Origin of the sequence: Bordetella sputigena (assembly GCF_965137885.1) — a bacterium.
Taxonomy (GTDB): Bacteria; Pseudomonadota; Gammaproteobacteria; order Burkholderiales; family Burkholderiaceae_B; genus Bordetella_C; species Bordetella_C sputigena.
Genome location: NZ_CBCSCA010000004.1, coordinates 480,898 through 492,192, shown reverse-complemented (window position 1 = coordinate 492,192; position 11,295 = coordinate 480,898). Strand labels below are relative to the sequence as shown.

The 11,295-nt window shown below is 67.6% G+C and carries 8 protein-coding genes and 1 pseudogene; 1 reads left to right on the top strand and 8 read right to left on the bottom strand.

All coding sequences use genetic code 11. The features are described from left to right. Positions 1–111: 111 nt before the first annotated feature. From ACNA0R_RS10850 to ACNA0R_RS10820, 7 genes and pseudogenes are all read right to left on the bottom strand, one after another. Positions 112–561: an HU family DNA-binding protein gene (locus tag ACNA0R_RS10850; RefSeq protein WP_415826071.1), complete on the bottom strand. Its 450-nt coding sequence runs from the start codon at positions 559–561 to the stop codon at positions 112–114. A gap of 219 nt (positions 562–780) precedes the next feature. After that, on the bottom strand, positions 781–1,572 hold the full coding sequence (gene cobA / locus ACNA0R_RS10845; protein ID WP_415825994.1) for a uroporphyrinogen-III C-methyltransferase: 792 nt from the start codon (positions 1,570–1,572) through the stop codon (positions 781–783). Next, a complete protein-coding gene (locus ACNA0R_RS10840) occupies positions 1,569–4,337 on the bottom strand; it encodes a nitrate reductase (protein WP_415825993.1) in 2,769 nt (922 codons plus the stop codon). The genes cobA and ACNA0R_RS10840 overlap by 4 nt, the downstream gene beginning before the upstream one ends. Positions 4,338–4,363: 26 nt before the next feature. Continuing rightward, a pseudogene (locus tag ACNA0R_RS10835) lies at positions 4,364–5,563 on the bottom strand (NAD(P)/FAD-dependent oxidoreductase); the annotation flags it as partial. A gap of 26 nt (positions 5,564–5,589) precedes the next feature. Further along, positions 5,590–6,477 (bottom strand): ABC transporter ATP-binding protein, encoded by an 888-nt coding sequence (locus ACNA0R_RS10830; protein WP_415825992.1) that lies wholly within the window; start codon positions 6,475–6,477, stop codon positions 5,590–5,592. 3 nt (positions 6,478–6,480) lie between these two features. Further along, positions 6,481–7,305, bottom strand: coding sequence for a nitrate ABC transporter permease (gene ntrB, locus ACNA0R_RS10825; protein WP_415825991.1), 825 nt, complete (start codon positions 7,303–7,305; stop codon positions 6,481–6,483). Positions 7,306–7,316: 11 nt separating this feature from the next. Next, complete coding sequence (locus tag ACNA0R_RS10820) at positions 7,317–8,609, bottom strand: CmpA/NrtA family ABC transporter substrate-binding protein (RefSeq protein WP_415825990.1); 1,293 nt, start codon at positions 8,607–8,609, stop codon at positions 7,317–7,319. A gap of 464 nt (positions 8,610–9,073) precedes the next feature. Between ACNA0R_RS10820 and ACNA0R_RS10815 the strand changes: the two genes are divergently transcribed. Next, on the top strand, positions 9,074–9,652 hold the full coding sequence (locus ACNA0R_RS10815; RefSeq protein WP_415825989.1) for an ANTAR domain-containing response regulator: 579 nt from the start codon (positions 9,074–9,076) through the stop codon (positions 9,650–9,652). A 35-nt stretch (positions 9,653–9,687) separates the two neighbouring features. Here the strand turns inward: ACNA0R_RS10815 and ACNA0R_RS10810 are convergent, their stop codons facing one another. After that, positions 9,688–11,184, bottom strand: coding sequence for a phospholipase D-like domain-containing protein (locus tag ACNA0R_RS10810; RefSeq protein ID WP_415825988.1), 1,497 nt, complete (start codon positions 11,182–11,184; stop codon positions 9,688–9,690). Positions 11,185–11,295 lie beyond the last annotated feature (111 nt).

The following is an 11,295-nucleotide window of genomic DNA, read 5'->3' as shown; positions in this document are numbered from 1 at the left end:
TTTTCCGGTGTGACGCACCGCTTCGAAAGCACGCTGCCTTTAATGCATGCTTTTAAAGCTGGCTTCCGAAGTTGCCGCGGCCGAGGCCGCCGACTTCAGAACTTGCGCGGATTACTGCGCGGCGTCCTTCAGCTTCTTCAGCGGGCGGACCTTCACCTTGACCGAAGCGGGCTTGGCGGGGAACCAGCGCTCTTCGCCGGAGAAGGGATCCTTGCCGAAGCGCTTGGGCTTGGCGGGGACTTTTTGCACGCTGACCTTGAACAGGCCGGGCAACGTGAATTCGCCGGAGCCCTTCTTGTTCACGGAAGCCAGGACGGCGCCTTCCAGGCTGGCCAGCACGGCCTTGACCGACTTGGCTTCGACGCCGCTCTGTTCGACCACGTGGGCCACCAGTTGGCTTTTGTTCAGCGCGCTCTTCAGAGCGGTTACGGGCGCGGCGGCCTTCTTGGCCGGAGCGGACTTGGTCACAGCGGCCTTCTTGGCCACGGCTTTTTTGGCCGGGGCTTTCTTGGCAGCAGTCGTGGAGGCTTTCTTTGCAGGAGCTTTAGCTTTAGTGGCCATGGTCGAAAGAATGGTTGGGTTGAAATAGCACAAGGCTTCCGCCGTACGCCTGGCGACGGCTGAACGCGATGATACGTTAAGCCTAGCCGTTATGTACACGATTTGGCGTGTATTGCGCGCGAAAAAGCCTTGTAGAGGCGCTACAACAACGGTTATGCGCCTTCGGAGCCCTTAAAAAAGGGGTTTTTGGCGGCCCGGCGTGTCGCGGCCGTTGAAATCTCAGGCCGCCAGGGTCATGGCGGCGTGGCGCGGCAAGGCGTCTATCAGCGAGACGGCATGGCCGACAACGATAACGGCGGGGCTGGCCATGCCGGCTTCGGCGATGTCTTCGGCCATGCGATCCAGCCGCGTGACGATGTGGCGCTGCTCCGGGCAGGACACGCGGTGCGCCACGGCGACCGGGATATCCGCCGCGAAACCGGCTTCCCGCAGCTCGCGCGCCAGCGTGCCGGCATCGCGCATGCCCATGTAGCACACCAGCGTCAGGCCGCTGGCGGCCAGCGCGCGCCAATCCGGGCGGCTGTCGTCCATGGTGTGCGCGGTGACCAGCGCGACGCCGCGGCTCATGCCGCGATGGGTCAGCGGCAAGCCCAGTGCCGCGCCCACCGCGAGGCCGGCGGTGAGGCCGCCGACCGCTTCGGCGGCGATGCCGCGCGCCGCCAGCCACTGCATTTCCTCGCCGCCGCGGCCGAAAATAAAGGGATCGCCGCCTTTGACGCGGGCCACCATCCTGCCTTGGCGCGCATGGCGCGCCATCAGCCGCAGGATGAAATCCTGCGGCGTCGAGCGGCAACCGCCGCGCTTGCCTACCTTGACGATGCGCGCGCCGGGCGCGGCTAGCGCATGGATGCCGGGTCCGACCAGGTCATCGACCAGCCAGACTTCGGCTTCCCGCAGGATGCGCGCGGCCTTTACGGTCAGCAGATCCGGATCGCCCGGACCAGCGCCGACCAGCCACACCTTGCCATTGGGTTTGCCATCGAGGCGCGCCGCGCCGTGTGCGTCGTTCATTGTCGGGCTCCTTGATGGCTGTGCGCCTGTACCACCATGCGCGCGACCTCCGGACCGCAGGAGCCGCAGCCGGTCCCGCAGCGCAAGGTACGGCGCAGGCCGTCGGCATCGAGGCCGGCGGCGATGCCGGCGTAGATGGCGCGGTCGGTGACGCCGTGGCAGACGCAGATCGTGCGCGCCCGTGGCACCGGCGCCATGCGCCCCATCAGGAGCTGCGCCACGCTGGCGGGGCCGGCGCCGCCGTCAGCCCATGCCGATAGCGTGTCGAGAATGCGTGTGTCGCCGGCCAGCAGGAAGGCCGTGGGCCTGTCTTCGGACAGCGCGACGCGCCGCAGGACGCCGCGATGCGGGTCGTCATAGAAGGCCTGGGGCCGATGCAGCGTCATCGCGTGGCACAGGGCTTCCAATGTGCCTGTGTCCGGCGCTTGCGGCGCCGCCAGTGCGATGCGGATGCCGCCGCCGCCCAGGGCCGTGGGCAGTATGGCGGCATAGGGAAAGCGACGCAGCCAGGGCGCCAGGGCCTGGCGCAGCGCCGATGCATCGCCGCGTATCCACCCCGCGGCCTGCCAGGCGAGATTGGCGGGCCGCACCGCGATCGCGGCATGCTTCAGTTCGGGCTGCCGCGAGACGGGGTCGCGCGCGGGATTGGTCACGGCGTTGATGCCGTTGCCGGCGATGAAGGCGCTGCCCCAATGCATGGGCAGGAAGGCGTGGCCGGGCCGCAGGCCGTCGTCGGCGCGCACGGCGATGTACACGTCTCCGCGCCGGGACGCGACGCGCGCGAGCGCGCCTTCCGCGAGGCCGGCGCTGGCCATGTCGGCGGGATGCATGGATAGCCAGGGCTCTTCGACATGCCGGGTCAGCGCCGGCGATAGCGCGGTGCGCGCCATCGTGTGCCAGTGATCGCGCAGGCGTCCCGTCGTCAGGCGCAATGGGAAGTCGGCGGATACCGCTTCGGCGACCGGCTGGTAGGGGATATCGATGAAACGCGCGCGGCCGCTGGGCGTGGGGAAATGGCCGTCGACGTAAAGTCGTGCATCGGTCCGTGCCGCGGGCTGTTCATGGGCGCCGCTGGGACCGGGCCGATAGGGCCATTGCTGCGGACCGTCATGCTCCAGGACCGCGTACGTCAAGGCGCTGTAGTCCAGGTCGCGGCCCGCGGTGGTGCGCGCATGTTCGGCGAAAACCTCGCTTTCGCCGGCATAGGAAAATAGCCGCGCCTTGTCCGGCGCGATACGGCGGGCCAGCCGTACGGCGATGTCGGTGGCCAGCCGCCAATCGGGCCGGGCGTCGCCGGGCGGCGCGATGGCTGCGCGCACGCGGCTGATACGCCGTTCGGAATTGGTCACCGTGCCGTCCTTCTCCGGCCAGGTCGCGGCGGGCAGCACCAGATCGGCGTAGGCCAGGGTTTCGGTGCCGGCATAGGCATCCTGCACGATGACGAATTCGGCTTTTTCCAGCGCCGCGCGCACGCGGGCCTGGTCCGGCATCGATTGCGCGGGGTTGGTGGCGACGATCCACAATGCCTTGACGCGGCCGTCCAGTACGGCGTCGAACAGTTCCAGGGCAGGCAGGCCGGGTGACGCCGGCAGGCTGTCCACGCCCCACAGGGCCGCGACCTCCGCGCGGTCCGCCGCATTGCCGGGATCGCGATGGCCGGGCAGCAGCGTCGCCATGCCGCCGGCCTCGCGACCGCCCATGGCGTTGGGCTGGCCGGTCAGCGAGAAGGGACCGGCGCCGGGCTTGCCGATTTGTCCCGTCGCTAGATGCAGATGGATCAAGGCGGCATTCTTGGCCGTGCCGCTGCTGGACTGGTTCAGGCCCATGGTGTACAGCGATAGCGTGGCGGGGGATCGGGCGAACCAGCGCGCCGCCTGCACGATATCGGCGGCCGGCACGCCGCAGATCTCCTGCGCCGCCAGCGGCGTGAAATCGGCGATACGGCGTTCCAGGACGGCAAAGCCTTCGGTATGCCGTTCGATATAGTCGCGGTCGACCAGGGATTCGTCCACCATGACGCGCAGCATGGCGTGGAAGAGCGCCACATCCGTGCCCGGCAGGATGGGCAGGTGCAGATCGGCCATGGCGGCCGTATCGGTGCGGCGCGGATCGGCCACGATCACCCGCATGCGCGGGCGCGCCTGGCGGGCGGCTTCCAGGCGGCGAAACAGGACGGGATGCGCATATGCCACGTTGGCGCCGGCGATGAACACCGTATCGGCCAGCTCCAGATCGTCGTAGCAGGCCGGTGGCGCATCGGCCCCGAGCGTCTGCTTGTAGCCGGCCACCGCGCTGGACATGCACAGCCGCGAATTCGTGTCGACGTTGTTGGTGCCCACCAGGGCGCGCGCCAGCTTGTTGAAGACGCTGTAGTCCTCGGTCAGCAACTGGCCCGACAGATAGAAGCCGAGCGCGTCCGGCCCGTCGCGGCGGATGATGGCGGCCAGCCGCTCCGCCGCGATATCCAGCGCCTGGTCCAGCGGGACGTCCATCCTGGCCGCGGCTTTGCCGGCGCGCCACTGCGCCTTCAGCAGCCGGGCCGCGTCGCGACGGACCGTGTCCGCGAGCTGCATGCCCTTGCTGCACAGCCGGCCGCGGTTGGACGGATGGCTGTCGTCGCCGCTGACGGCGATCACGCGGTCGCCCAGGGCCTGGACCCGTACCCCGCAGCCCGTGCCGCAATAACAGCAGACCGACGAAACGGTGCGCGCGCCGTCCGGGGTTTCCAGGGCGGCGATGGCCGTGGGGCGGTAAGGGACGTCCATCTTCAGGATGCCCCCGTCGCCTCGGCTTCGCCATGCATCAGGCGGTCGCGCAACCCGCCCAGCGGCGTGCCTTCCCGAATGAGGCGGAAGTACCAGCCGCCGTCGGCGGTATCGCCGTACAGGCAGGCGCCGACCAGCTTGTCGTCCTTGACGACCAGTTTTTTGTAGACCCCTTCCGCCATGTCCGACAGCGTAATGGCTTGCGTGCCCGCGCCGCCGATGAAGTCGCCGGCGGAGAAAACGTCTATGCCGGTCACCTTGAGCTTCGTCGAGGTGACGCTGCCCGCATAGCGGCCGGTACCGCGCAGGGCCAGATGGTTGGCCGCGACGCGGGCCTGCTCGAACAGCGGCGCCACCAGCCCGTAGGCGATGCCGCGGTGGCTGACGCACTCGCCGACCGCGTAGATCAGCGGGTCGTAGGTCTGCATGGTGTCGCTGACGACGATGCCGCGATTGACGTAGAGCCCGGCGCGTTCGGCCAGCGCCGTATGCGGCCGGATGCCTACCGCCATGATGACGAGGTCGGTGGCGATCTCCTGGCCGTCGGCGAAGCGCAGCGCGCGCACGCGGCCGGCATCGTCGCCGAGGATTTCCGCCGTCTGGCGCGCCATCAGGAATTCGAGCCCGCGCGCTTCCAGGCTGCCGCGCAGCAGATCCGCCGCATGGCTGTCCAGCTGGCGGTCCAGCAGGGTAGTGCCCAGGTGGACGACGGACACCTCCATGCCGCGCGTGGCGAGCCCGTTGGCGGCCTCCAGGCCCAGCAGCCCGCCGCCGATGACGACCGCGCGCCGGTGCGTGGCGGCCGCTTCGATCATGCGATTGACGTCCTGGATGTCGCGGAAGGTCAGTACGCCCCGCAGGTCCTTGCCCGGCACCGGCAGGACGACGGGCGTGGAACCCGTGGCCAGCAGCAGCCTGTCGTAGGGCGCGACCGTGCCGTCCGCGGCATGGACCTGCCGGCGCGCCCGGTCGATGCGCGTGACGGCGCGGCCCAGCAACAGCCGTATGCCGCGGTCCGCATACCATTGCTCATCGTTCAGCACGATATCGCGCAAGGTTTGTTCGCCGGTCAGCACGGGCGACAGCATGATGCGGTTGTAGTTGGGATGCGGCTCGGCGCCGAATACCGTGATGTCGTACAGCCCGGGGTTCAGCGCGAGCAATTCTTCCAAGGCGCGGGTGCCGGCCATGCCGTTGCCCACCACCACCAGTTTCTGCCTTTCCATGTGCCGTTTCCCGCCTTGATCCCGTGTCAGGCGGCGTTGCGCGCCTGGACGGGTTCGAGCCCCGGCTGGGCGGCAAAGACCGCCGGCGTGCTTGCCGGCGCGGCGGCTTCGGCATGGGCCTGGGATTGCGCGGGATGCCCGTAGCGGCGATGCAGGAAATCCACCACGGCCGCGCGGCACGCCTGATAGCGGGCGTCTTCCGCCAGGGCGACGCGGTCGCGCGGGCGCGGCAGCGCGACTTCCTGGATCTGGCCGATGGTGGCGGCGGGGCCGTTGGTCAGCATGACCACGCGATCGGATAGCAGCACGGCCTCGTCGACGTCGTGCGTCACCATGATGGTGGTGGTGCGCGTCTTGGCGACGATCTTCAGCAGCTCGTCCTGCAGGTGCGCGCGGGTCAGTGCGTCCAGGGCGCCGAAGGGCTCGTCCATCAGCAGCACCTTGGGTTCGATGGCCAGGGCGCGGGCGATGCCCACGCGCTGCTTCATGCCGCCGGATATCTCGCGCGGCAGTTTGGATTGGGCGTGGGACAGCCCCACCAGCTCCAGCGCCGCGTGCACGCGTTCGGCCAGCCTGGCCTTGCTTTCGTGGCGGCCGAAGACCCTTTCCACCGCCAGGTGGACATTCTGGAAACAGCTCAGCCAGGGCAATAGCGAATGGTTCTGGAACACGACGGCGCGGTCCGGGCCGGGACCGGTGATCTCCTTTTCCGCGCACAACAGGACGCCGGAGGTGGGACGGGTCAGGCCCGCCACCAGGTTCAGCAGCGTGGACTTGCCGCAGCCGGAATGGCCGATCAAGGTGATGAACTCGCCTTGCGCGACGGTCAGTTCGATGTCGCGCAGGGCGATGAACGGGCCTTTGCGCGTGTCGAAGACCTGGCCGACGTTTTCGATCCGTACGAACTTTTCCATGGCTTATTCCTCGTAGGTGTAGCGCTTGGCCAGCTGCATCAGCAGCACGTCCAGCGTCAGGCCGACGATGCCGATCACGAAGATCGCGATCACGATGTGCTCGACCTTAAGGTTGTTCCATTCGTCCCACAGCCAGAAGCCGATGCCGGTGCCGCCGGTCAGCATCTCGGCCGCGACGATGACCAGCCAGGCCGTGCCGATGGACAGGCGCACGCCGGTCAGCACGTGCGGCAGGGCGGCCGGCAGCAGCACGCGCGTCAGGACTTTCCATTCCGACAGGTCCAGCACCCGCGCCACGTTCAGGTAGTCCTGCGGCACGCGCTGCACGCCGGCCGCGGTGTTCAGGATCATCGGCCAGATCGAGCAGATGAAAATGGTCCAGATGGCCGCGGGATTGGCGGCCTTGAACAGCAGCAGCCCCAGCGGCAGCCAGGCCAGCGGGGACACCGGCCGCAGCAGGCTGATGATGGGCGACGCCAGGGCATTCAGCGCCTTGAAGCGGCCGATGGCGAAACCCAGCGGGATGCCTACCAGCGCCGCCAGCCCGAAGCCGCCCGCCACGCGCAGCAGCGACGCCAGCACGTTCCAGCCTATGCCGCGATCGTTGGGACCGTTGTCATAGAAAGGGTGGGCGAACAGCTCGACCGCCGCGTCCCAGGTCTTGGCCGGCGTCGGAATGGCCGGCGCCAGCAGGGCGATGGTCTGCCACACCAGCACGAAGATGGCGAAGCCGGCCACCGGCCCGACGACGGCGCGCAGCATGTTGTCGAAGTGCTCGCGCCACGGCCAGGCGGGGCGGGGGCCGGTAATAGGTAGCGATCGGTCCATGGCGGTTGTCCTCAGGCTTTGACCTTGAAGCCGTCCGCATACGCGGCCGGATTGCTGCCGTCCCAGGCCACGCCGTCGATCAGCGTGGAGCTGCGCATCTCCTGCGCGGGCAGGGGGGCGCCGACCGCCGCGGCGGCCTGCTTGTAGACGTCGACGCGGTTGATCTGTTTGGCCACGGCCAGGTAATCGGGGTGGTCCTTCAGCAGGCCCCAGCGCTTGTGCTGCGTCAGGAACCACATGCCATCGCTCAGGTAGGGGAAGTTCACCGCGCCGTCGCCATAGAAGCGCATCGCGTGCTTGTCGTCCCAGGTCTTGCCCAGGCCGTTGTCATAGCGCCCCAGCATGCGGTCGACGATCACCGCCACGTCGGTATTCACATACGATTTGGCGGCCACCGTTTCCGCGGTCTTGCGGCGATTCTCGGGGGAGGCGTCGATCCACTTGCTGGCTTCCAGCACGGCGGCCGTCACGGCGCGCGCGGTGTTGGGATAGCGGGAGACGAACTCGGCGGATCCGCCGAGTACTTTTTCCGGATGGTCCTGCCAGATTTCCTGGGTCGTGACGGCCGTGAAGCCTACCTTGTCCAGGATGGCGCGCGCATTCCAGGGCTCGCCCACGCAGAAGCCGTCCATGTTGCCGATGCGCATATTGGCGACCATCTGCGGCGGCGGCACGGTGATGACCTTGGCATCGCGCATGGGGTTGATGCCGTTGGCGGCCAGCCAGTAATACAGCCACATCGCGTGCGTGCCGGTGGGAAAGGTTTGCGCGAAGGTGTATTCGCGTTTCTTTTCCGCCATGACGCGGGCCAGCGATGCGCCATCGGTGACGCCGGCATCCTTCAATTGCTGCGACAGCGTGATGGCCTGGCCGTTCTGGTTCAGCCCCATCAGCACGGCCATATCTTTCTTGGGTCCGCCTATGCCCAGGTGCACGCCGTACACCAGGCCGTACAGGACGTGGGCGACGTCCAGCTCGCCATTGATAAGCTTGTCGCGCACGCCCGCCCAGGAGGCTTCCTTGGACAGCACGAACTTCACGCCGTGCTTTTGATCGAGGCCCAGCACCGATGCCATGACGACCGACGAGCAATCGGTCAGCGGAATGAAGCCGATCTTGACTTCGGTCTTTTCCGGCGCGTCCGTGCCAGCCGCCCAGGCGCCGGCCCGCACGCGCGGGTCCACCATGCCCAGGATGCTCGCGCCCGCCAGGGTGCGGGTCGCCCACCGCATGAGCCGGCGGCGCTGGATATTGGCCGGCGGCGCCGCGAAGGTCGGATGCTGCGGATAGGTCTTGAGCTTCATTCGCTATGTCCTTCGAAGACAAAAAAAAACGTTCCGCGCGCCCAGGACTTATCCTGAGCACGCGGAACGTCGTTGTTCCGGTCGCCGCGCTTGCGGCACATGACGGCCGCCGTTGGCCGTCGCCTTGGTCAAAGCAATAGCTATGCCAATTCCGCGCGTCGCCCCGTCGGCGCGATTTCCGCCCGTGCTTTCAAGCACTTGGCGTTGTTATACGGGCGCGCCCGCGAACCCGATCGCGTTCGGCCGGTCGCGGCGCATGCCGCGAAATGGTGCGATGCGGCGAGGCCTTGCGCCATTGCGGTGCGCGCGGGCTCCGCATGGTGCGCGGCGGACGGTTCGCCCGCCGGCCCTCGCGCCGGGTCCGTGCGGCCGACGATGCCGGCGGGGTCATCGCGATGGCGTCATGGCGCTGAAAAAAATGGCATGCATTTTGCGTTGCACAAGGTGGAGGCGAGGATAGAAACATGCTCAGGGTGATGCTGATCAAGGATGGCGAAGGACGCGTGGCCGAACTCCGCAATACCCTGGAGCAGGGGGGTGTGCGGATCGTGGCGGAAGTCCTGCCGGGCGCCGACTTGCCCGCCGTGATCGCGCGCCATGCGCCCGATGTATTGCTGATCGACACCGACGCGCCGTCCCGCGATACGCTGGAAGGCGTTTGTGTCGCCAGCGCCCACAGCGACCGGCCGGTGGTCATGTTCACCGAGAGCAATGATCGCCAGACCATGCGCGCGGCCTTGCAGGCCGGCGTCGCGGCCTATGTGGTGGGCGAGGTGCCGGCGTCCCGCATCCGCACCCTGCTGGACGTTGCCATCGAACGCTACGCTCTGGATCGCGCGCGCCGCGAGGAGCTGACCGAGGCAAAGCTGCGCCTGGCCGAACGGCAGTCCGTCGAGAAGGCCAAGGGGCTGTTGATGAACCTGCGCGGCGTGTCGGAGGAAGAGGCCTATCGCATGCTGCGCGAACATGCCATGAAGAGCCAGAAGCGTATCGGGGAAGTCGCGCGAGCCATGGTGGAGGCGGCCGGCTGGCTCAAGAGTTGATTCCGGGTTGACCTCGCCTGGCGCGGCGTGGCCGGTCAAAGATACGGCGTCGCCAGCCAGATCACCTTGTTGCGCAGCCGCTTCAGGAAGGGGGTGGTTTCCAGCAGTTCCAAGGTCTGCCGCCTGGACGTCGCAATCGTCGCGTCGATGCGTTTGCCTATTTCCAGCGCAACCGCGCGATCGTAGATTTCCGTATCCAGCTCGAAATTCAGCCGCAGGCTGCGCGGATCCAGATTGGACGATCCGGCATAGGACCAGGCGTCATCCACCGTCATCAGTTTGGAGTGATCGAACATCCCCGTCGTGCGCCATACCCGGCAGCCGCAGCGGATGACCTGGTCCAGCTGCGCCGTCATGGCGTAGTCCACGAGGCGCAAGTTGTTCTTGCCCGGAATCACGATATCCACCCGCACGCCGCGCCGCGCCGCCGTGGCCAGCGCGCCGATCAGCGTCTGGTCCGGCAGGAAGTAGGGCGATTGGATGCGGACGTGGCGCTGGGCCACCGCGAGCGCGCCCAGCAGCATGTTGTGCGTGCTGCCGAGGGAGCGGTCGGGACCCGACGGCACGCAACGCACGGCCGCGGCGCCGGGCGCCGTTTCATCGGGCGTCGCCGCGCCGGGCGTCGCCACGCCGGCACTTGCCGCGTAGTTGAACCACAGGCTGCCCGCCAACGATTCCCCCGTCGTGAAATCCCAATCATGCGCGAATACCGAGAGCAGCTGGATCACCAGCGGACCTTCGAAGCGGAAATGCGTATCGCGATTGGTCTCCCGGCGAGCCAGGGCGCTGACGAAAGCCGCGCGGATGTTCATGCCGCCGGAAAACCCGATACGGCTATCGACGACCAATATCTTGCGGTGGCTGCGCAGGTTGGCGTACGGCATGCGCAGGAATCCCAGCGGATTGGTCATGAAGCGCGCCGTCGGCACGCCGCCTTTCTTCAGCATCCGGATGATGGGCGGACGCGAATAGCGCGCGCCCACCGCGTCTATCAGCACGCGCACCTGTACGCCGCGTGCCTGGGCCTCGATCAAGGCCTGCGCGAACTCGCGGCCGATGGGGTCGTTGTCGAAGATATAGCTTTGCAGCGCCACGGTGTAGCGGGCCTGGCGGATGGCCTGGATCATGGCCGGATACGCTTCATCTCCGCCATCCAGCATCCGCACCGAATTGCCGCCCACCAGCTGGAAGTGGCTGACCTTGTCGGCCAGGGTTTTCAGCGAGGCGAATTGCGGCGCGGACAGCGGCACCACGTCCAGCTCCACCGCCGACGGCTCCCTGGCATAGGCCACCATGGCGTCGTCGCGCTGCTGCGAGACGCGGGTGATGCGTATGCGGTTGACGCCCGCCACGAAGTAGGCCGCGGCGCCGAACAGCGGCGAAAACAGGGTGATGCCGACCCAACCGATGGCCGCCCGTACGTCGTTCTTGGTCATGGCGGCATGCACGGCCGCGCCGGCGCCGGCCACCAGGCTGACCGTGAAAACGATATGCGGCCAATAGGTTTGCAGAATCTGATGCAGTTCGCGCATGGTTCTTTGGTTTGTTGCCGGGCGATTTGCAAGAGCGACAGGCTGGCGCTCCCGCGGAGCAGCCTGCCCCGGAGGATACCAAGCCGCGGCGCGAAACTGTAACGATGGCGC